This is a genomic window from Pseudomonas sp. B19(2017) (genome assembly GCF_002113165.1).
Taxonomy (GTDB): Bacteria; Pseudomonadota; Gammaproteobacteria; order Pseudomonadales; family Pseudomonadaceae; genus Aquipseudomonas.
This window is the reverse complement of sequence record NZ_NEJR01000029.1, coordinates 12,822-33,877: the sequence shown is the minus strand read 5'-3', so window position 1 is coordinate 33,877 and position 21,056 is coordinate 12,822. Positions and strand designations below refer to the sequence as shown.

Annotated in this window: 16 protein-coding genes and 1 pseudogene; 10 read left to right on the top strand and 7 right to left on the bottom strand. The window is 61.4% G+C overall.

What is annotated here, in order from left to right; all coding sequences use genetic code 11:
• The 4 genes from CAF70_RS25190 to CAF70_RS25175 form a co-directional block, all read right to left on the bottom strand.
• A partial coding sequence (locus CAF70_RS25190) for an Ig-like domain-containing protein (protein WP_143491957.1) occupies positions 1–2,082 on the bottom strand: 2,082 nt, incomplete at its 3' end.
• 536 nt (positions 2,083–2,618) lie between these two features.
• A complete protein-coding gene (locus CAF70_RS25185) occupies positions 2,619–2,951 on the bottom strand; it encodes a hypothetical protein (RefSeq protein ID WP_085627315.1) in 333 nt (110 codons plus the stop codon).
• A 490-nt stretch (positions 2,952–3,441) separates the two neighbouring features.
• Positions 3,442–5,253 carry a DAHL domain-containing protein gene (locus CAF70_RS25180; protein WP_085627314.1) on the bottom strand — a complete coding sequence of 604 codons (1,812 nt, stop codon included), beginning with the start codon at positions 5,251–5,253 and terminating at the stop codon, positions 3,442–3,444.
• Entirely contained in the window at positions 5,250–6,176 is a 927-nt protein-coding gene (locus CAF70_RS25175) for a cytochrome-c peroxidase (RefSeq protein ID WP_085627317.1), read from the bottom strand. The genes CAF70_RS25180 and CAF70_RS25175 overlap by 4 nt, the downstream gene beginning before the upstream one ends.
• Before the next feature lie 172 nt (positions 6,177–6,348).
• Here CAF70_RS25175 and CAF70_RS25170 point away from each other — a divergent pair, with 172 nt between their 5' ends.
• On the top strand, positions 6,349–7,716 hold the full coding sequence (locus tag CAF70_RS25170) for an HD domain-containing phosphohydrolase (protein WP_085627313.1): 1,368 nt from the start codon (positions 6,349–6,351) through the stop codon (positions 7,714–7,716).
• A 380-nt stretch (positions 7,717–8,096) separates the two neighbouring features.
• Here CAF70_RS25170 and CAF70_RS27595 read toward each other — a convergent pair whose 3' ends face one another.
• Both CAF70_RS27595 and CAF70_RS28015 read right to left on the bottom strand, forming a co-directional pair.
• On the bottom strand, positions 8,097–8,267 hold the full coding sequence (locus tag CAF70_RS27595) for a hypothetical protein (RefSeq protein WP_158090325.1): 171 nt from the start codon (positions 8,265–8,267) through the stop codon (positions 8,097–8,099).
• A 508-nt stretch (positions 8,268–8,775) separates the two neighbouring features.
• A complete protein-coding gene (locus CAF70_RS28015) occupies positions 8,776–9,075 on the bottom strand; it encodes a hypothetical protein (RefSeq protein ID WP_085627311.1) in 300 nt (99 codons plus the stop codon).
• 171 nt (positions 9,076–9,246) lie between these two features.
• Here CAF70_RS28015 and CAF70_RS28010 point away from each other — a divergent pair.
• The 3 genes and pseudogenes from CAF70_RS28010 to CAF70_RS25145 all read left to right on the top strand — a co-directional run.
• A pseudogene (locus CAF70_RS28010) lies at positions 9,247–9,488 on the top strand (site-specific integrase); the annotation flags it as partial.
• A gap of 20 nt (positions 9,489–9,508) precedes the next feature.
• A complete protein-coding gene (locus CAF70_RS25150) occupies positions 9,509–11,095 on the top strand; it encodes an ABC-F family ATPase (protein ID WP_085627310.1) in 1,587 nt (528 codons plus the stop codon).
• 247 nt (positions 11,096–11,342) lie between these two features.
• On the top strand, positions 11,343–12,536 hold the full coding sequence (locus CAF70_RS25145) for an MFS transporter (RefSeq protein WP_085627309.1): 1,194 nt from the start codon (positions 11,343–11,345) through the stop codon (positions 12,534–12,536).
• Here the strand turns inward: CAF70_RS25145 and CAF70_RS25140 are convergent.
• Positions 12,498–13,544 (bottom strand): dienelactone hydrolase, encoded by a 1,047-nt coding sequence (locus tag CAF70_RS25140; protein ID WP_085627308.1) that lies wholly within the window; start codon positions 13,542–13,544, stop codon positions 12,498–12,500. The two genes, CAF70_RS25145 and CAF70_RS25140, sit on opposite strands and share 39 nt — an antisense overlap.
• Before the next feature lie 200 nt (positions 13,545–13,744).
• Between CAF70_RS25140 and yghU the strand changes: the two genes are divergently transcribed.
• The 6 genes from yghU to CAF70_RS25110 all read left to right on the top strand — a co-directional run bounded on the left by yghU (position 13,745) and on the right by CAF70_RS25110 (position 21,013).
• A complete protein-coding gene (gene yghU, locus CAF70_RS25135) occupies positions 13,745–14,584 on the top strand; it encodes a glutathione-dependent disulfide-bond oxidoreductase (protein ID WP_085627307.1) in 840 nt (279 codons plus the stop codon).
• Between the two features lie 286 nt (positions 14,585–14,870).
• Positions 14,871–16,574 carry an amidase gene (locus tag CAF70_RS25130; RefSeq protein ID WP_085627306.1) on the top strand — a complete coding sequence of 568 codons (1,704 nt, stop codon included), beginning with the start codon at positions 14,871–14,873 and terminating at the stop codon, positions 16,572–16,574.
• A 184-nt stretch (positions 16,575–16,758) separates the two neighbouring features.
• The gene (locus tag CAF70_RS25125; protein WP_085627305.1) at positions 16,759–17,433 is read left to right on the top strand and encodes a transcriptional regulator; all 675 of its coding nucleotides are present in this window, start codon (positions 16,759–16,761) and stop codon (positions 17,431–17,433) included.
• Positions 17,430–18,347 carry a pyridoxal-phosphate dependent enzyme gene (locus tag CAF70_RS25120; protein WP_085627304.1) on the top strand — a complete coding sequence of 306 codons (918 nt, stop codon included), beginning with the start codon at positions 17,430–17,432 and terminating at the stop codon, positions 18,345–18,347. Before CAF70_RS25125 ends, CAF70_RS25120 begins: the two co-directional genes overlap by 4 nt.
• A gap of 292 nt (positions 18,348–18,639) precedes the next feature.
• Entirely contained in the window at positions 18,640–19,737 is a 1,098-nt protein-coding gene (locus tag CAF70_RS25115; RefSeq protein WP_085627303.1) for a carboxynorspermidine decarboxylase, read from the top strand.
• 31 nt (positions 19,738–19,768) lie between these two features.
• On the top strand, positions 19,769–21,013 hold the full coding sequence (locus CAF70_RS25110; protein WP_003248123.1) for a saccharopine dehydrogenase family protein: 1,245 nt from the start codon (positions 19,769–19,771) through the stop codon (positions 21,011–21,013).
• Positions 21,014–21,056 lie beyond the last annotated feature (43 nt).

Below are 21,056 nucleotides of genomic sequence, written 5' to 3'. Positions count from 1 at the left end.
ACCGCTGCCGTCGGTGAGGGTCACCGTACTGTTCGGCTCGGCGGTACCGCTGAGGCTGCTGCCATCGCTCAGGTTGATGGTGGGCGTGCCTGGCGCCACGCCGTCCACCGTGGTGCTGCCCTGCCCGCTGGTGTTGCCAGCCGGGTCCTGGGCCACGGCGTTGATCACCGTACCGTTGGCCAGCGGCGTACTCGGCGTGAACGACCAGTTGCCACTGCCATCGGCGGTAGTCTGGCCGATCGGGTTGCCACTGCCATCGGTCAGGATGACGGTGCTGCCTGGCTCGGCGGTACCGCTGATTTCGCTGCCATTGCTAGGGTTGACCGCCGGTGCCGCCGGGGCCTGCGAATCCACTGTGGTGCTCGAGGGCGTACTGGTGTTGCCGGCTGCGTCCCGGGCTACCACGTTGACCACTGTACCATCCGCAATCGGCGTGGTCGGGGTGTAGGTCCAGTTGCCACTGCCATCGGCCATCACCTGGCCGATCGGATTGCCGCTGGCATCGGTAAGGATCACGGTGCTGTTCGGCTCGGCGGTACCGCTGATCACGGCGCCATTGCTCGGGTTGACCGAGGGAGCCGATGGCGCCACGCCATCGATGATGGTGCTGGCGGGCTGGCTGCTGTTGCCGGCGGCATCCTCGACCACCGCGTTGACCACCGTGCCATCAGGCAGTTGGCTATCAGTAGGATACGACCAGTTGCCATTGCTGTCGGCTGTCGTGTGGCCGACAGGGTTGCCGTTGCCATCGGTGAGGACCACAGTGCTGCCTGGCTCGGCGGTGCCGCTGAGGCTGCTGCCATTGCTCAGGTTGATGGTGGGCGCGCCCGGGGCCACGCCATCCACCGTGGTGCTGCCCTGCCCACTGGTATTGCCGGCCGGGTCGGTCGCAGTGGCGTTGACCACGGTGCCGTCGGGCAGCGGTGTCGCGGGGGTATAACTCCAGTTGCCGTTGCCATCGGCGGTAGTCTGGCCGATCGGATTGCCGCTGCCATCGGTGAGGGTAACGCTGCTGCCCGGCTCGGCGGTACCGCTCAGCTCGGTACCGTTACTCGGGTTGACCACGGGTGCCGACGGCGCCACGCCATCGATGATGGTGCTGGCGGGCGGGCTGCTGTTACCGGCGGAGTCCTTGACCACCGCCTTGACCACCGTGCCGTCGGGCAACTGGGTGTCCGGGGTGTATGACCAGTTACCGTTGCTGTCGGCGGTAGTCTGGCCGATGGGATTGCCGTTGCCGTCGGTGAGCACCACGGTGCTGCCCGGTTCGGCGGTACCGCTCAGGCTGGAGCCATTGCTCGGGTTGATCTGCGGCGCATCAGGAAAGTCAGGGGCCTGCACGGTCACGGTCGGGCTGCTGTTGCCGGCCGGATCGGTCACCACTACAGAGACCGTTTCGCCGTTGGTCAGTGGCGGGTTCAGCGGAATCTGGAAGTTGCCATCAGGACCGACCACCACGCTGACGTCCGTTTGCCCGTCGCCGTTGGTGTCAATGCCCACGGTGGCGCCCGGCTCGGCCGTGCCGCTGATGCTGCTGCCATCCGTTGCAATCTGCAGGCCGCTAGCCGGCGCCGGCGCCGTGGTGTCAGGCGGCACGCTGCCACTGCCACCACCGCCACCGCCACCACTGTTGCTATTGGCGATCGCGACGCCGCCACCGATGATCGCTGCACCAGCCAGCAGTGCACCGCCTGGGCTCAGCCCGCCAACGGTGCTGTCGGCGGCAGTGAGCGAGTCGAAACCGGCAAGGCTCTCCTGGGGCACATAACCCGCCACCAGCGGCCCATCGGCAGCAACCGGCGGCAAGTCGACGGCCAGCAGTTTGTCCCGGTCTACCAGGTACAACTGGCTTACAGGCTGCCCTTCGACATAGAAGTTGGCAATACGCAGGCTTTCGCCGGACTTCAGTTGTACGATCAGATCAGGGCCGCTTTTGCTGTAGCCGGTCACACTTTCAGGAGCAATATCCAGAACAACGTTACTGCTCTGGGTGAGCGTCAGTATTCCGTTGTTGGGGATTTCGATGGGGGCGGCGGAAGTAACATTTTGAGCGAGGGGAGATACCTTGGCCTGAATCGACATACCTGACAGTCCCTTTGTCAACAGCACGACCGAGCAGTCGCACTCGTATATCCAGAAATAGCATGCCCACCCTAAAACGCCAGTCGGTTTTCTATAAAAACTTGGTAATTCTTACAACGCTCGAAACTACGCCAACACGGCGACCCGAGCGCCCTGCTACTCCATTTTAAATAGTCACAAATAGCGGCTTTATCGATAATGAAAGTTAGTATTATTTGGCAGGTCGCGTGTGAAAGTACCTTCTGCCTTGTTGATAGATGCGAACGGATGATACTTCCCAGTCATACCCACTCAAATGGACACAGGTATATAATTGGAAGTTCCTGACGAAACTTGAGTTTGGCCACTTTGCTCGGTGCCCAGCCACTGAATACATAGAAGGCGTCCGGGTAGAAGCGGCCTTCGTAATTGGGTAGCGGTTCGCGATCAACAATAGTTCGGGCATGTCGCGCGAGGGGGCGGTTACTGCGGCTGGGGTCGGCAAATGCAAAAAGCCCGCTCTCGTGGGCGGGCTTTTTGTACCTGAGTGGAATTGATCATGCTTTTGCACACATCAGCGCGGCGTCCAGCAGCCTGCCGTGGTCGTACCAGGCGTCGCGTTGATAAGCCCTGAAGTGCTGCCGGGATCCCGTGCCCCGCACCTCGATCAAGCCACCCGCCTGGTTAGGGTCGGTGCTGTCGACGAACAGTTTGACCGAGTTGTCACCATCGACTTGGTAGGTTTTCACGCGCCCTGGAAGTTCGCTTTTGACGCACCCCAGGTACGTCGGCGTACTTCTTTCTGTGTCGCCGGACGCATAACCATGGCCCTCACGCACATCGGGGTCATGTGCGCAGCCTGCCATGAATAGTGTGGCGAAAGTAGACATCAGTATTGCGCCTGCTACCGATCTTGAGCTCTTCACGCGACACGCTCCTGCTGCCCCATCGAGTAACTTGGGAAAGTGTTGCCAAGCCGCATGCCCTTTTTTTGTTTTGGTTTGCCCATGTTACTGCTCAATGTCAGCCGGGCATTAGGCTTGTTCGCTATATCGGTTTAGGGGCGGGCTTTCCCCGCGAAGCTAACCTGCATTCGCGGGTTACCCGGCAAGTTCCAGACCGAAGGCTTGCCCAACCGGATTGTCACCCTGCCGATGCCCCCGATTTCGGGTGAAACTGGCCCCACAAGCGGGGATCAGGCGATGGCCTTCAGAAACACAAACGTCGCTGCCAGATCCAGGACCAGCACAGCAACCACAACGAACACCATGTAGTAGCGGTCATTCTGAGTCATTTCTGCATACTCCGCATGATCGATGCCTCAGGTTCGCAGCAATTACCGTTCCAGCACTCCACTGCCCTGGTGCTGTCGGGGCAGGCTCAGGCCGAGCGCGCCTGATGGATGGGCAATTCGACCCGGAATGTGGTACCGACTCCTACCTCGCTGTCTACGCGAATCTCGCCCCCATGTCGCTTGATGATTCCGTACGAAAGTGACAACCCCAACCCGGTGCCCTGGCCGACGGGCTTCGTCGTATAGAAAGGATCGAAGATCTTTTGCAGGCTTTCGGCAGGAATACCACAGCCATTGTCTGCGACTTCGATCCACACCCAATTCTCACTGGCGCCGGTTCGCAGGGCGATTTTGCCACGCTCGGCCCCCATCGCCTGGGTGGCATTGACCAGCAGGTTCATGATGACCTGATTGATCTGCGAAGGCAGGCATTCGACCTGCGGCAATGGGCTGTACTCCTTGACAAGGTCTGCCTTGTGCCTGAGTTCGCTGGCCACAATGTTCAATGTCGACTCTATGCCTTGATGCAGGTCCGCCAGTTGCCAGTCATTGCTGCTGTCGACTCGCGAAAAGTCCTTGAGATCCTTCACGATCCGCGCAACGCGGCTGATACCGTCCTTGGATTCGCGGATCAGCGCCGGAATATCCTCCAGCAAGTAGTCCAACTCGATTTCCGTGCGCAATTTCGCCAGCTCCGCGCTGAGCTTGTTCGGTATCAGAGTATTTTCCGCATCAGCATAAGCCTTGAGCATATCCTGCAAACGGCTGAAATAGTCATCCAGGGCACCGAGGTTGGACGAGACGAAACCAATCGGGTTATTGACCTCATGGGCGACGCCGGCTGCCAGCTGACCGAGCGAGGCGAGCTTTTCCGACTGCACCAACTGGTTCTCGAGCTGCCGGCGCTCATCCACCTCGCGCTGCAATGCAGCGCTGGCTTGGCTCAGCGCCTGTGTGCGCCGTTCAACCCGCTGCTCCAGTTCGTCGTTGGCGCTCACCAGGGCGCGGTTTACCCGGTTTATCTCGGCGTAGCTGCGCATCAACCACACCCCCATGTACAGCAACAGCAAAACCAGCAGGGTGGAAAACACCAGCAGGTAGAAATGGTAACGCTGAGCCGTCAGCGCTGCTGCCTGTTCGTCGCGGTCCAGCATCAGGGCGATGGCGTCCAGGCGCTCGGCGATCGGAACCGCCTCGATCGCTTCAAGCAGCTGATCGACCTTGGGTTGTTCACGAAGAATCAACGCTATGTGTTGGCTGATGGTATCGATGGGCACCTGAAAATCGACAGGCAAGCGCTCCTTGTTGACCGAAAGGTTGTTCAGCCCGACCAGGATGTCGGCAGCTTTGTCATCGGTTGTGGTCTGGGCAAACTCAAGGCTGCTCAGCATCAAGTCGTAGGTATCGCTGGTGATTCTGCGCAGGCGCAGTGTATCGGCATCCACCAATTGACGAAGGTGTACCTGTATGACATCGGCTGCGGCCGGGAGAAAAGCCAGGGAATTTCGCAGAATTGCATTGTGCGACTTGAAGCGCGAAACCAGCAGGACCTTGTCGTCAAAGGCTTGCTGGTAATCGCGAAAGGCCGATTGCCAGGCAAGCCTGTCTGTTTGTAGGTGACGCCCCTCCAGCGTGTCGAACTCCCGCCAAAGACGCTTCATTTCCAGCAACGGCAACACCAGCGGGTCATAATTGTAGTTGGTTGTGGTGCGCGACTTGAGCACTGCACCTTCCCACTGTGCATCGTACTGCTTGATCTGACGAATCAGATCACGCGCCTGGGCGTAGGTGCCGTTCTCATCGGACTTGGACATCCAGTACAGATAGACCAGCACGGAAGCCAGCGACATGGCACAGGTAGCCAACAGCAGCAGACTGCGCCGCGCGTTCAGTCTCATAGCGGCTTACCCTCCCACTGGCCGGTGAGCGTCTGGAGAAACTTGATGATCAGCGCTTTATCATCGTCGCTCGGCTTACGTCCCAACTGATAATGAAACATGGCATCGACAGCGGCCTCCAGGGTAGGTGCCGAGCCGTCATGAAAGTAAGGCGCCGTGACCGCCACGTTTCGCAGACTGGGAACTTTGAACAGGTAGAGGTCATCCGGGTCACCGGTCACGTTGTAGCGCCCCCGATCCGCTTCGGCGACATGGCCACGGTTGGCGAAGTAGTCATCGAACACACCGAACTTCTGCAACATGTTGCCGCCGATATTCACGCCTTGATGGCAGGCTATACAACCGTATTCCTGGAAGCGCTGGTAGCCGTGCTTCTCTTCCAGGCTGAGGCTGCTGGTATCGCCTTTCAGATAGCGATCGAAACGTGAATCAGGTGTCAGCAAGGTACGCTGGTACGTGACCAGGGCATCCTTGGCATCCAGGGCGTTTACTGGCTTGCCATAGGCCTGGGCAAACCCTGCCTGATAAGCCGGATCACCGGCAATGCGTTGAACTACGGCAGCCCAGCCATCTCCTTTATCGTCCGCACTACCGGTTGTCAGGTGCACCAGGCCGTCAAACGATTGCGCACGCCCATCCCAGAACTGCAGGAAGTTCAGGCTGGCGTTAAACACGCTGGGGGTATGAACGGGCAAAGGCTTGCCATCTGCACCAGGCGAGCGCGCCTGGCCGTCCGCGCCACCACGGTCCAGGCGATGGCAATCAGCACAGGCCTGGCTGTTATCCGGGGACAGACGCGGGTCATTGAACAATTTGCGCCCCAGTTCCACCCGGGCAGGGTCAAGCTCAGGCACCGCCGGCAATGGCGTCAGCGGCCCACCGATGCTCTGGGCCAACGCCAACGCTGGCAAGACCACAAGCATCACGGCAACGATGCGAACCTGAAGACAGATCGGCACAGCACTACCCTCCCTGGCAAGATGCCACCTGTCTCCGAGCATAGTGAGACCAACCGGCAAAAGCTAACGGCCGGGGCAAATATCATCTAGGCTGTGGCCAAGGATCAGTCTGGCCGAGACCGGCAAGGAGGGAACCATGGAGCTACCCGTAAGCGATGGCACAGCAGACAAAGCCGTGGTCCTTCTGGTTGATGACGAACCTTCGATTCTCAACAGCCTTCGTCGCCTGCTACGCAACCAACCCTACGAACTCCTCCTCGCCGAAAGCGGCGCCGATGCCCTGCAGTTGCTCCAGCAGCACCCGGTCAACCTGGTAATGAGTGATGCGCGCATGCCAAACATGGACGGGGCAACGCTGTTGGCGCATGTACATGAGCGTTTCCCTGATACGTTGCGCATTCTGCTTACGGGTTACGCTGATACGGACACCATCGCAAAAGCCATCAATGATGGGCATATCTATCGTTACATCAGCAAACCCTGGAATGATGAAGAGCTGCTGGTCACCCTGCGCCAGGCGTTGGCCCACCAACATTCCGAAAGCGAACGAAAGCGCCTGGAACAGCTCACGCAGGTTCAGATCAGGCAGCTCAAGGCGCTTAACGAAAGCCTTGAACAGCGTGTAGCGGCGCGCACCGCCGAGTTGCAACAAACTGCCGACATGCTTGACCTTGCCTATGAAGAACTCAAGCGCAGTTACGTGACCAGCACCGAGTTCTTTTCGCAATTGGGCAACATGCGCCTGCCCAAGGCCAAGCAGACCAACCGGCAAGTCATAGAATTGATACGGGTGTATTGCGCCAGCCATGGGCTGGACGAAGGTACCTGTCGCAACCTGACCATGGCTGCAGCCCTCTACAACATTGGCAAGATGAGCTGGACCGACAGCATGCTCACCTGCCCTGCCGATCTCATACCTGCCCAAGAGCGCGAACTCTACCGGTCATACCCGAAACAGAGCGAAGCGCTGGTCATGAGCCTGGAGCCGATGAAAGAGGCTGCACCAATCATCCTTCACCATCAGGAACGCTGGGATGGCAGTGGTTTTCCGGGCCACCTGAAGGGCGCGGCAATTCCACTGGGCGCCCGCTGGTTGAAAATGGCCGTGGATTTCATCGAATTGCAGCGCGGACTGGTCCTGGACCGCCAGCTCAACAGCGACGAGGCACTGCTCTACATACGCAAATATGCCGGAAAACTGTATGACCCAGACCTGGTGGAAGACTTCGTCAGCGTCTGTGCCGAGTATATGCGTGACATTACCTTGACCGACCCGGCGATCAAGGTATTGAGCACGCACGAGCTGGCAGAGGGCATGATACTGGCGCGCAACCTCAATGCCGACAACGGCATGCTGCTATTGAACGCCGGCAAGGTACTGAACGGTCTGCTGGTGAAAAAACTGATTGCCTTCGAAGAAATGGAAGGTGGCAAGTACAGCGTGTTCGTCAGGATTCCCGAGGAGGCAGGCAACCTGCAGCCATCGCCCGTAGCGGCAGGCTGACACGGCTGCGGGCAGGCGCTGAATCCGTTTGACCAGCGTGGCAAGCGGGGTGCCTGGCCCCCGTATGACTGCGACAATAGGCCTATGAATGGTATCTCCTTAATCATAGTGAACAGACCAAGTGAGAAACTCTGGGCCTGTCCCGTGACAACGGACGCCAACGCGCATACGAAAACACCGCCTATGTTGGCGGCGTTAGAGATACCGGTACTTCAGAGCGTGTATCCCTTGCTCTTGCTGCGATCAGTTGGACCGCCCATGTCCCAAAAATCCTTCGACTTCTGCTCGTCGATCTTGGCCTGCTTCTCTGCCTCTGACTATACACCCACTGAGTAGTCCTGCGCTGACTAAGGCAATGATAGCTAGTGCGAAGGCGCGGATCATGGCTTGAACCCTTGGTCCTTGCTCCGGTCTGGCGGCGTGATTTTCCAAAATTTCTCGCTGGCTTCTTGCTGCTCCTTCGCCTTCTTTTCGGCCTCGGATTCGAAGCAGCCGCTCAGCGACAGCGCAGTAACGGCAACGAGCATGGCGCCAATTATGGTGCGTTTCATAAGGATCCTTCCTGTGAAATGGTCGGGCGTTATAGCAAAGATCGAATCCTTCAGCAAAGCTGGCATCACGCGCTGCCCGCCATCACCTCAACACTTCCCGCCGAGGACGGGTGGCAAGGCTGTGAAGAACCAGTAGATCCCGGTTCCTAACACCAAGGTCCACCGGCTTTCAGGGTTGAGAAACATCCCGATCACGCCAAGTGCAATCAGCGCAACGCCAGCCCACCGTCTGCGCTTCGGGTTAAACCACAGCTGGAACGCTCGAAGCCTTTCGCGCAAATGCATCACCACTTTCCTTGGCTGGTAAGCGGCGAAGGATACCACCCTCTTAAACGATGAACGCCTCCCCGGCGAGGGCGACGCACGCATGGAGAAAGTAATGCGAACCGCGCAAAGACCACGAAATCCGCCGCCACGTGCTCATTATGCGGTGATGCTTAACCCAGGGGTGATCGAAATACTGAATGGAGTACACTTGTACTCCAGTTGGCGCTAGCCTCTCCATGCTCTAGTTCGAACAGGCGACCTGGTCGAATTTCGGCTGTGTATCAGTGGCGATCCGGCGAGCCCTACCGACCCCCCAGGCCAAAGCCCTGGTCATGGATTCACCTGGGCGCGAATCGAATGCTTCCTCATGAAGGGCCATACCGCCTGCGGCATACACCCCAATGAACATCTGCGTGTTACCTGCCCGCGACAGTCGCACCTGGACATCTATGTGCGTTCCATCACTAAGGGTCTCGTCATGAGTACGATGGTGAAGCGAAGGGTCAGCCCATTTCCAGAAAACCTCACCACGAATCCTCATGTCGACCTCCTACGACTTTAGTTGTATGCCACTGGTGAATTCTCACCATAGTCAAAGCGGGGCGAGACGCAATCTCGCTGTTGCAGCTTGAGAACTGAATCGGACCACCGGCCGATTTTCTTGTACTGAACCAAACCCCTTGTAGGCCTTGGCGGTGCGGTGGAACCGTGTATGCCGGCGCTGAATGAGCTGGGCATTCGGCGTCGCCCCCATACAACTGCCGTCACACCTATGCGACAATATCCTCAATGTCCGGCCTCAACCCCGCATTTATCGCCCAACAGCTGGGTCACAGCGTTCAGATGCTGCTGTCGACGTATGCCCGTTGGCTCAACTCAAGCTCCGACTGGAGCGAGCTGGAAAAACTCAAGATTGGTATCAAATCGGTATCAGCTGAAAGCCCAGCGTCGTAAGTTACTGATAGGTAAGCCCTTTGATCTCCACCGCTAACATCACCATGCAGTTCGGCTCCAAGCCGCTGTTCGAAAACGTTTCCGTCAAATTCAACAACGGCAACCGCTACGGCCTGATCGGCGCCAACGGTTGCGGCAAGTCGACCTTCATGAAGATCCTCGGCGGTGACCTGGAGCCGTCCGGCGGCCAGGTCATGCTCGAGCCGAACACTCGCCTGGGCAAACTGCGCCAGGACCAGTTCGCCTACGAGGAATTCACCGTGATCGACACGGTGATCATGGGCCACGGCCAGCTGTGGAAGGTCAAGGCCGAGCGTGACCGTATCTACTCGCTGCCGGAAATGACCGAGGAAGACGGCATGGCCGTTGCCGAACTGGAAACCGAATTCGCCGAGATGGACGGCTACACCGCCGAATCCCGCGCCGGTGAACTGCTGCTGGGCCTGGGTATTCCGCTGGAACAGCACTTCGGCCCGATGAGCGAAGTTGCACCGGGCTGGAAGCTGCGTGTGCTGCTGGCCCAGGCGCTGTTCTCGGACCCGGACGTGCTGCTGCTCGACGAGCCGACCAACCACCTGGACATCAACACCATCCGCTGGCTGGAAACCATCCTCACCGCGCGTAACAGCACCATGGTGATCATTTCCCACGACCGGCACTTCCTCAACAGTGTCTGCACCCACATGGCCGACCTGGACTACGGTGAGCTGCGCGTGTTCCCGGGTAACTACGACGAGTACATGACCGCGGCCACCCAGGCCCGCGAGCAGCTGCTGTCGGACAACGCCAAGAAGAAAGCCCAGATCGCCGAACTGCAGACCTTCGTCAGCCGCTTCTCGGCCAACGCCTCCAAGGCCAAGCAGGCCACCTCGCGGGCCAAACAGATCGACAAGATCCAGCTGGCCGAGGTCAAGCCGTCGAGCCGGGTAAGCCCGTTCATCCGCTTCGAACAGACCAAGAAGCTGCACCGCCAGGCTGTTACCGTCGAGAAAATGGCCAAGGCCTTCGACGACAAGGTGCTGTTCAAGGACCTGAGCTTCACCATCGAGGCCGGCGAGCGCGTGGCGATCATCGGCCCCAACGGTATCGGCAAGACCACCTTGCTGCGCACCCTTGTCGGTGAAATGACCCCGGACAAGGGTGAAGTGAAGTGGACCGACAGCGCCGAAGTGGGCTACTACGCCCAGGACCATGCCCACGACTTCGAAGACGACATGACCCTGTTCGACTGGATGGGCCAGTGGACCTCCGGCGAACAGGTGATCCGCGGCACCCTGGGGCGCATGCTGTTCTCCAACGACGAGATTCTCAAGTCGGTGAAGGTGATTTCCGGTGGTGAGCAAGGCCGCATGCTGTTCGGCAAGCTGATCCTGCAGAAGCCGAACGTGCTGGTGATGGACGAGCCGACCAACCACCTGGACATGGAGTCGATCGAGGCGCTGAACCTGGCGCTGGAAAACTACCCGGGCACCCTGCTGTTCGTCAGCCACGACCGTGAGTTCGTGTCGTCGCTGGCCACACGCATCATCGAGCTGTCGGCTGATGGTGTGGTGGACTTCAGCGGTACATACGATGATTACCTGCGGAGCCAGGGTGTGCTGGTCTGATTGATGGGGCGGCCTGGCCATCTGGTATGGCTGGGCCGGTCTCTTCGCGGGCATGCCCGCTCCCACAAGTACTACACGCGTCCTGGATTCTGTGCTTTACCTGTGGGAGCGGGCGAGCCCGCGAAGAACACACCACCGACCTGTCAGGCTGGCATTCTCCGACGAATAATTCGTTAGCCTGCTTTCATTCCTTTCGCGCAACGGCCATGATGGAACCACGCCCAACCGCCCGCCCGCGAACGAGCCCATGACCGCGCAACAACCCGCCCCCGCCGGCAACACGCTGCACATCACCCTGCAGATCCTGTCGATCGTTTTCTACACCTTCATTGCCTTCCTCTGCATCGGCCTGCCAATCGCCGTGCTGCCCAGCCATGTGCACGACCAGTTGGGGTTTGGCGCGGTGGTTGCCGGGCTGACCATTGGCCTGCAATACCTGGCCACCCTGCTCAGCCGCCCGTTTGCCGGGCGCGTGGCGGATACCCTGGGGGGCAAGCAGGCCATCCGCTTCGGCCTGCTGGGGATTGCCGGCTGCGGGGTGTTGACCCTGCTATCGGCCTGGACCCTGACGCTACCGGTGCTGAGCCTGGCGCTGTTGCTCGGCGGGCGCCTGCTGCTGGGTATTGCCCAAGGGCTGATCGGCGTTGCCACGCTTAGCTGGGGCATCAGCCAGGTCGGGCCCGAGCACACCGCCAGGGTGATCTCCTGGAACGGTATCGCCTCCTATGGCGCCATCGCCATTGGTGCCCCATTGGGTGTACTGGCCGTGGATGGGCTGGACTTCGGCGTGCTGGGGCCGGCATTGCTGATGCTGGCGCTGCTTGCCCTGCTGGTACTGCGCAAACGGCCGGACGTGGTGGTGGTGCGCGGCGAGCGCTTGCCCTTCTGGTCGGCTTTCGGCCGGGTCGCCCCCTGCGGCCTGGGCCTGACCCTGGCCTCTATCGGCTACGGTACCCTGACCACCTTCGTCACCCTGTATTACCTGGAGCGCGGCTGGGTGGGCGCGGCCTGGTGCCTGAGCGCATTCGGCATGTGCTTCATCATTTCGCGGCTGCTGTTCGTCAACGCGGTCAACCGTTTTGGTGGCTACAACGTGGCTGTCGCGTGCATGGCCACCGAAGTGCTCGGTCTGAGCCTGCTGTGGCTGGCACCGTCGCCGCTGTGGGCGCTGATCGGCGCCGGGCTTACCGGTTTCGGGCTGTCACTGGTATACCCGGCACTGGGGGTGGAGGCGATCAGGCAGGTGCCCAGCAGCAGCCGTGGCGCAGGGCTGGGTGCTTACGCGGTGTTCTTCGACATGGCCCTGGCCATTGCCGGGCCGATGATGGGCGCAGTGGCCGCGCACCTGGGCTATGCCTCGATCTTCTGTGTGGCGGCCCTGCTCGCCCTCGCCGGTGTCGGCCTAACGCTGTTGCTGGCGCGGCGCGCTGGCCGCGGCTGAACGCTCGGCCGGCTGCGGCGCGCCCAGCGCCTGGCTGAAGAATGCCGCGGTTTCGCGTTGCAGTGAATGATGGATATGGCGGCGATCCACGCCTTCGCCGTCCTTGCACAGCGCTGGCGTACGCAGGTACTGCTCGGCATCGCAATGGGCCATGAACACGAAGTGCCCGGCGCCGGCCAACAGGCGGTAGTCCGGGGTAACCGGCAGTTTGTGGGCCAAGGCTTCGGCGTTACGGTCGACGGCCACCAACTGGTCGCTGTCGCCACTGTAGATCAGTGCCGGCACCTGCACCCCGGCCAGGGCATGACGCCCGAACAGCAGGCTCAACGGTGCCATCAGCATCACCGCCCCCACTCGCTGGTCGGCTTGGGGCGCCAGTTCGCTGCGATCGGCAATCAGTACGCCGTGGGTCCTGCAGGCATCGGCGTCGTTCGGGCGCTCCAGGCAATACTGGCGCAGGCGGTCCAGGTCGGGCCGCGCGCCGGAGAGAATCAAAGCGGTTTCACCACCGGCCGAGTAGCCGATCACCCCCACCTTGCCGTCGTTCAGGTAGGGCCCCAGCAAAGCATCACCACGGGCAGCCGTGATGGCGGCACTGACCTGCAGCGGCCGGCCATACAGGTTGCTGAGGGTGCCCAGGCGGCTGTGGTCACGGGCGTTGTCCCCCGGGTGTACCACCGCCACCACGATAAAGCCCTGGTGTGCCAGCGACGTCGCCAGATAATGCAAGGCCAACGGGCTGCCAGTATTGCCATGGGACAGCACCAATAACGGGAACTGGCCCAACGCGACCGGCGCCTCTTCAGCCACGTCGACCGGGTAGCCGTCCAGGCGGCTGATACGGGTTTTGCCTGTGGCCGGGTAGAACGCCAGCGCCTGCATCGGCCGGGCGTCGACCGGATCTGCCAGGGTCATGTAGTGCAGGCCGGCAACCCAGGGCGCGGCCTCGGCGTGGGCCAGCAGGCCGCCGAGCAGGGCCAGCACCAGCATGCAGCGTGAGAGCGTCATCGGCCAGCGGTTCCTTGCAGCGCGAAGAGATAAGCCAGCATAGAACCGACCTGGGCTGTACCGGATGAAACCTGGATGAAACCGACGTCATGCACTTCACGCCCGCGCCCTATGCATTTGCGCTTTTCGTCGAACCCATGGCATAGATGCAGGTCGATGTTTCTATGTGATCGTTTCGCGCCATTGAAGGAGATTCATGCATGAGCAAGCCCGCCTACGTGCCACCCAAAGTCTGGCGCAACGACGCAGCGTCCGGTGGCCAGTTCGCCAGCATCAACCGCCCGGTTGCCGGCCCGACTCACGACAAGGACCTGCCGCAGGGCAAGCACCCGCTGCAGCTTTACTCCCTGGCCACACCCAATGGCGTCAAGGCCACCATCGCCCTCGAAGAGCTGCTCGCGCTGGGCCACCGTGGAGCCGAATATGATGCCTGGCTGATCCGCATCGGCGAGGGTGAGCAGTTCTCCGGCGGCTTCGTCCAGGTCAACCCCAATTCGAAAATCCCCGCCCTGCTCGACCGCAGCGTCGAACCGCCGGTGCGGGTGTTCGAGTCGGGTTCGATCCTGCTGTACCTGGCGGAAAAGTTCGGTGCCTTGCTACCGAAAGCGCCCGCTGCACGCACCGAAAGCCTGAACTGGCTGTTCTGGCAAATGGGCGCGGCGCCCTACCTGGGCGGCGGCTTTGGCCACTTCTATGTGTATGCGCCGGAAAAATTCGAGTACGCGATCAACCGCTTCACCATGGAAGCCAAGCGCCAGCTGGATGTGCTCAACCGGCGCCTGGCCGAAAGCCGCTACCTGGGTGGCGAGGAATACAGCATCGCCGACATTGCCGTGTGGCCGTGGTATGGCCAGCTGGTACGCGGCAACCTGTATGGCGCGGCGGAATTCCTGGCGGTGGACGAGTACCCACATGTGCAGCGTTGGGCCGAGGAGATTGCCCTTCGCCCTGCGGTGCAGCGTGGCACCCGGGTGAACCGCACCTGGGGGGATGAAGCCAGCCAGGTGCCGGAGCGGCATGCAGCGGCAGACCTGGACTGAGCCACAATCCGCAGCGCTACGCGGGCTCTTGTAGGAGCGGCCTTGTGTCGCGAAAGGGGTGCGAAGCGCCCCCAGGATCTTCGCATCACTGCGAAATCGCCGGGGCCGCTCTGCGGCCCTTTCGCGACACAAGGCCGCTCCTACAAAAGTCCGTGCAGTGCTTGGGAAGACCCCGACAATGCCCGCCTGCAAAAAACCATTTGCCCCCGCGCAAACCTGCGCCCGCCAAGCCCTTCTTGTACACTCCTCGCATTAGCCCCCACCTGCACATTTTTTTGGTGAACGCATGATCGAGGTAACCGAGGTTTCCATTGCCGAGCTGCGCGACGCGCTCGAGTCGGGCCGCACGACGGCGGTCGAGCTGGTCCAGGCCTACCTGGCGCGCATCGACGCCTACGATGGCGCCGACACCGCCACTGCCCTGAACGCCGTAGTGGTACGCAACCCCGAGGCGTTGAAAGAGGCCGCCGCCTCCGATGCCCGTCGCGCCAAAGGCCAGGTCCTGAGCCCGCTGGACGGCATCCCCTACACCGCCAAGGACAGCTACCTGGTCAAAGGCCTGACCGCAGCCTCTGGCAGCCCGGCCTTCAAGGATCTGGTGGCCCAGCGCGACGCCTTCACCATCGAACGCCTGCGCGCCGCCGGCGCCGTGTGCCTGGGCAAGACCAACATGCCGCCCATGGCCAACGGTGGCATGCAGCGCGGCGTGTATGGCCGCGCCGAAAGCCCGTACAACGCCAATTACCTGACCGCCCCCTTCGCCTCGGGTTCGTCCAACGGTGCCGGCACCGCCACCGCCGCCAGTTTCAGTGCCTTCGGCCTGGCCGAAGAAACCTGGTCCAGCGGCCGTGGCCCGGCGTCCAACAACGGCCTGTGCGCCTATACGCCGTCGCGTGGGGTGATTTCGGTGCGTGGCAACTGGCCGCTGACACCGACCATGGACGTGGTGGTGCCCTATGCCCGAACCATGGCCGACCTGCTGGAAATCCTCGACGTGGTCGTAGCTGACGACGCCGACAAGCGCGGCGACCTGTGGCGTCTGCAACCCTGGGTGCCCATCCCGGCAGCTTCGGCGGTGCGCCCGGCCTCGTACCTGGACCTGGCTGTGGATGCCAGCGCGCTCAAGGGCAAGCGCTTTGGCGTGCCGCGCATGTACATCAATGCCGATGCCGAAGCCGGTACTTCCGAGAAGCCCGGCATCGGTGGCCCGACCGGCCAGCGCATCAACACTCGCGCCACGGTGATCGACCTGTGGCAGCAGGCCCGCCAGGCACTGGAGGCGGCGGGTGCCGAAGTGCTGGAAGTGGACTTCCCGCTGGTGTCGAACTGCGAAGGCGACCGCCCGGGCGCACCGACCGTGTACAACCGCGGCATCGTCAGCAAGGAATTCCTGCATGACGAACTGTGGGAGCTGTCAGGCTGGGCCTTCGACGACTTCCTGCGCGCCAACGGTGACCCCAAGCTCAACCGCCTGGCCGACGTCGACGGGCCGCAGATCTTCCCCCACGACCCGGGCACCCTGCCCAACCGTGAGGACGACCTGGCCGCCGGCATGGACGAGTACGTTAACATGGCCAAGCGTGGCCTGAAGACCTGGGACCAGATCGAGACCCTGCCCGACGGCCTTCGCGGCCTGGAGCAGACCCGCAAAATGGACCTGGAAGACTGGATGGACAACCTGGGCCTGGACGCGGTGCTGTTCCCCACCGTGGCCGACGTGGGCCCGGCGGATGCCGACGTCAACCCGGTATCCGCGGACATCGCCTGGAGCAACGGGGTCTGGGTGGCCAACGGCAACCTGGCGATCCGTCACCTGGGCGTGCCGACCGTGACTGTGCCGATGGGCGTGATGGCTGATATCGGCATGCCGGTGGGTCTGACCTTTGCTGGCAGGGCTTACAGCGACAATACGCTGCTGAGCTTTGGTGCAGCCTTCGAGGCGACCGGGTCGCGTCGGATGATCCCACCGCGTACCCCAGCCTTGGGCTGAGGCTTAAAGGGGCCGCTTTGCGGCCCATTCGCGGGTAAACCCGCTCCTACAGGGTCCCCACAGCACTCTACACCTGTGGTGAACCTGTGGGAGCGGGTTTACCCGCGAATGGGCCTGAAAAAGCAAATCGCAAAATTCAACTTCATGTGTAAAAATACACAAAACGTTGACTTTACGATCTGCCATGTCCATCACTCCCAGCGAAGAACGCCAGCTCACCCTCACCGTCCTCAAGGCCGCCATCCAGGCCCTGGGCAGCGTTGCCGCACGCAACATGGAAATCCTGCTGCACGACCTCGACCACCCGGAACACTCCGTGGTGGCGATCGTCAATGGCCATCTTTCCGGCCGCAGCGTCGGAAGCCCGATCCTCGCCGCCCCTGAACAGGACCAGGGTTTCAAGGCACTCATGCAGGCTTCGGCTGACCAACGCGGCTGTGAACCGGTGGTGCTGCCCGATTACCCGACGACGCTCAAGGGCCGCACACTGCGCAGCGCCACGGCAATCTTCCGCGACCGCAGCGGCCACCCGTTCGCCAGCCTTTGCGTCAATACCGACGTCACCGGCCTGGATACCGCCATGAACTTTCTCCAGCAGTTCCAACCGCTGGGGGCCACGCCTGTCGTCAGTGAACCCGCCGACATGGAACTGCTGATGAGCGAGATAATCCAGGCATCCCTGCAGCGCAGCGGCCAAGGGCGGATGAACAAGCAGGCCAAGGTCGAGGCCGTGCGAATGATGCAGGAGCGCGGCCTGTTCATCGTCAAGGGCGGCGTGGAAAAGGCCGCCAGCGCCCTTGGTGTGACCCGCTACACCGTTTACAACTACCTTGAGCAACTGCGCGGAGCCCGCCAATGACCTTGCATATCCATACCCCCCTGATCGAATCCCGTCCGCTGTCGCTGGCCGCGGGCAGCAACGTCTGGCTCAAGCTCGATGCCCTGCAGCCTTGCGGCTCGTTCAAGCTGCGCGGGGTGGGCCACGCCTGCGAGGTGCACCATGCCCGTGGCGCGCGGCATTTCGTGTCTTCCTCGGGCGGCAACGCGGGCCTTGCAGTGGCCTATGCCGGGCGCAAGCTGGGCGTGCCGGTGACGGTGGTAGTACCCGAGACCACCACTGAGCGAGCCAAGGACCTGCTGTGCCTGGAAGGCGCCAAGGTGGTGGTGCATGGCAGCTCCTGGCAGGAGGCCAACGCCCTGGCACAGACCTTGGTCGGCCCGGATGACGCCTTCATCCACCCCTTCGACGACCCGCTGCTGTGGGCCGGGCATGCCAGCCTGGTGGATGAAGTCACCAAAGCCGGCGTGAAGCCGGATGCGGTGGTGTTGTCGGTGGGCGGTGGCGGTTTGCTCAGTGGCGTGGTCGAGGGGCTGCAACGCAACGGTTGGGGCGATGTGCCGGTGCTGGCGGTGGAAACCGCGGGCGCGGCATCGCTGCATGCGGCCATGCAGGCAGGGCATCCGGTGGAGCTGGAACGTATTGCCTCGGTGGCGACCTCGCTGGGGGCCAAGCGTGTGGCTGACCAGGCGCTGGTGTGCGTGCAGCAGCATCCGGTGCACAGCCATCTGGTCAGTGACCGCGCTGCGCTGGAAGCCTGCGAGCGGTTCCTGGTGGACCATCGTGTGCTGGTGGAGCCCGCGTGCGGGGCGGCGTTGGCGTTGGCGTATGCACCGGGCGCCCTGGCGCAGTACCAGAATGTGCTGGTGGTGGTCTGCGGCGGGGCTACCGCCACGCTGGAGCAGATCCAGGCATGGTTGCAGCAGGTCGATTGAGGTAGCCTGTACCACCCTCTTCGCGGGCTTGCCCGCTCCCACAGGTTTAGCGCGTGGCTCGGAAAAAGCGCGGTTCCTGTGGGAGCGGGCGAGCCCGCGAACACCGGCAAAGCCGGTACCATCCGATACAACACTCATCGGAATCCTCTTTCGGCACCCGGCTGCTGATTACGATAGTCACATGCCGCTGTTCTACTGAGCCCGCTGCAACCGGAAAATCCCCTTTCGATCTGCGGCAAGTGAAGGCACAATGCGTGTCCTTTTTTTGGCCGGCCTGGCCGGGGGCCTTTAAATGATCAAGACGCCGTACTACTTCATCGATAAAACCAAGCTGCTGGGCAACATGGAGAAGATCGCCTACGTGCGCGAACACTCCGGTGCCAAGGCGCTGCTCGCCCTCAAGTGCTTCGCCACCTGGTCGGTCTTCGACCTGATGCAACAGTACATGGACGGCACCACCTCTTCGTCGTTGTACGAGCTCAAGCTCGGCCGCCAGAAGTTCGCCGGCGAAACCCACGCCTACAGCGTGGCCTGGGCCGACGACGAGGTCGAGGAAATGCTCGAGAACTGCGACAAGATCATCTTCAACTCGATCGGCCAGCTGCAGCGCTTTGCCGAACAGTCCGAAGGCAAGGTCCGTGGCCTGCGCGTCAACCCGCAGGTCAGCAGCTCCGACTACCTGCTGGCCGACCCGGCCCGCCCGTTCAGCCGCCTGGGCGAATGGGACCCGGCCAAGGTCGAACAGGTGATCGAGCAGATCTCCGGCTTCATGTTCCACAACAACTGCGAGAACGGCGACTTCGGCCTGTTCGACAAGATGCTCACGCACATCGAAGAGCGCTTCGGCCACCTGCTGCACAAAGTCGAATGGGTCAGCCTCGGTGGCGGCATCCACTTCACTGGTGAAGACTACGCGCTGGACGCCTTCTGCGCGCGCCTGAAAGCCTTCTCGGAAAAGTACGGCGTGCAGGTGTACCTGGAGCCGGGCGAAGCGGCCATCACCAACAGCGCATCGCTGGAAGTGACCGTGCTCGACACTCTGTACAACGGCAAGCATCTGGCCGTGGTCGACAGCTCGATCGAAGCGCACATGCTCGACCTGCTGATCTACCGCCTCAACGCCAAGATGGCCCCCAACGACGGCGCGCACACCTACATGGTCTGCGGCAAATCGTGCCTGGCCGGTGACATCTTCGGCGAATACCAATTCGATCGTCCACTGGCCATCGGTGATCGCCTGTCGTTCGTTGACGCGGCGGGTTACACCATGGTCAAGAAAAACTGGTTCAACGGTCTGAAAATGCCATCCATCGTGGTCAAGCAACTCGACGGCAGCGTCGAAGTGGTGCGCGAGTTCGGTTTCGAAGACTACGTTTCCAGCCTGTCCTAAGACCGGCTTTCAGTAAGGAGCAAGGGATAAATTGAAGAAGAACGTTCTTATCATTGGTGCAGGAGGTGTCGCCAAGGTGGTGGCCCACAAGTGCGCGCAGCATAACGACGAACTGGGTCGTATCGCTATCGCGTCACGGAACATCTCCAAATGCCAGGCCATCATCGACAGCGTCAAGGCCAAGGGTAGCCTGAAGGTGCCCGCCGACATCCAGGCCTTCTCGCTCAATGCCCTCGATGTCGAGGCAACCAAGGCGCTGATCCGCGAAACCGAATCGCAGATCGTCATCAACGTTGGTTCCGCCTTCCTCAACATGTCGGTGCTGCGTGCCTGCATCGATACCGGTGTCGCCTATCTGGACACCGCCATCCACGAAGAGCCGGGCAAGATCTGCGAGACCCCGCCGTGGTACGGCAACTACGAGTGGAAACACCTCGAAGAGTGCCAGGCAAAGAACATTACCGCCATTCTCGGCGTCGGTTTCGACCCGGGTGTGGTGAACAGCTACGCCAAGCTGGCGCAGCAACAGTATTTCGACAGCATTGACTCGATCGACATCCTCGACGTCAATGCCGGTTCGCATGGCAAGTACTTCGCCACCAACTTCGACCCGGAAATCAACTTCCGCGAGTTCACCGGGCAAGTGTGGAGCTGGCAGAACAGCCAGTGGACCAGCAACACCATGTTCGAGGTCAAGCGTACCGACGACCTGCCAGTGGTAGGTTCGCAGAACCTGTACCTGACCGGCCACGATGAAGTTCACTCGATTTCGAAGAACCTCAACGTGCCGAACGTGCGTTTCTGGATGAGCTTCGGCGAGCACTACATCAACGTGTTCACCGTGCTGAAGAACCTGGGCCTGCTCTCCGAGCAGCCGGTGAAAACCGCCGAAGGCCTGGAAGTGGTACCGCTGAAGGTGGTCAAGGCCGTGCTGCCCGACCCAGCCTCGCTGGCCCCGGGCTACACCGGCAAGACCTGCATCGGTGACCTGGTCAAGGGCACCAAGGATGGCCAGCCGCGCGAAGTGTTCATCTACAACGTGGCAGACCACGAAGAAGCCTACGCCGAGACCGACAGCCAGGGCATTTCCTACACCGCCGGTGTACCGCCAGTGGCCGCTGCCCTGCTGGTCGCCCGAGGCGAGTGGGATGCCAAGCGCATGGTCAACGTCGAAGAGCTGCCAGCCGAGCCGTTCCTCAAGGCGCTGGACGTGATGGGCCTGCCGACCCGCGTCAAGGATGAAAAAGGCGATCGTCCCTGGGACGCTGAAGCCTAAGCCGCAAGACAGAAGGGGCGCCATCAAGGCGCCCCTTCTGCTT

Bases quoted from the DNA above. Each gene is read 5' to 3' on its own strand.
- CAF70_RS25180 (WP_085627314.1), bottom strand. From the start codon at position 5,253: ATGAGACTGAACGCGCGGCGCAGTCTGCTGCTGTTGGCTACCTGTGCC.
- yghU (WP_085627307.1), top strand. From the start codon at position 13,745: ATGAGCAAGCCCGCCTACGTGCCACCCAAAGTCTGGCGCAACGACGCA.
- CAF70_RS25185 (WP_085627315.1), bottom strand. From the start codon at position 2,951: ATGTCTACTTTCGCCACACTATTCATGGCAGGCTGCGCACATGACCCC.
- CAF70_RS27595 (WP_158090325.1), bottom strand. From the start codon at position 8,267: ATGAAACGCACCATAATTGGCGCCATGCTCGTTGCCGTTACTGCGCTG.
- CAF70_RS28015 (WP_085627311.1), bottom strand. From the start codon at position 9,075: ATGAGGATTCGTGGTGAGGTTTTCTGGAAATGGGCTGACCCTTCGCTT.
- CAF70_RS25115 (WP_085627303.1), top strand. From the start codon at position 18,640: ATGATCAAGACGCCGTACTACTTCATCGATAAAACCAAGCTGCTGGGC.
- CAF70_RS25130 (WP_085627306.1), top strand. From the start codon at position 14,871: ATGATCGAGGTAACCGAGGTTTCCATTGCCGAGCTGCGCGACGCGCTC.
- CAF70_RS25125 (WP_085627305.1), top strand. From the start codon at position 16,759: ATGTCCATCACTCCCAGCGAAGAACGCCAGCTCACCCTCACCGTCCTC.
- CAF70_RS25170 (WP_085627313.1), top strand. From the start codon at position 6,349: ATGGAGCTACCCGTAAGCGATGGCACAGCAGACAAAGCCGTGGTCCTT.
- CAF70_RS25140 (WP_085627308.1), bottom strand. From the start codon at position 13,544: ATGACGCTCTCACGCTGCATGCTGGTGCTGGCCCTGCTCGGCGGCCTG.
- CAF70_RS25145 (WP_085627309.1), top strand. From the start codon at position 11,343: ATGACCGCGCAACAACCCGCCCCCGCCGGCAACACGCTGCACATCACC.
- CAF70_RS25175 (WP_085627317.1), bottom strand. From the start codon at position 6,176: ATGCTTGTGGTCTTGCCAGCGTTGGCGTTGGCCCAGAGCATCGGTGGG.
- CAF70_RS25120 (WP_085627304.1), top strand. From the start codon at position 17,430: ATGACCTTGCATATCCATACCCCCCTGATCGAATCCCGTCCGCTGTCG.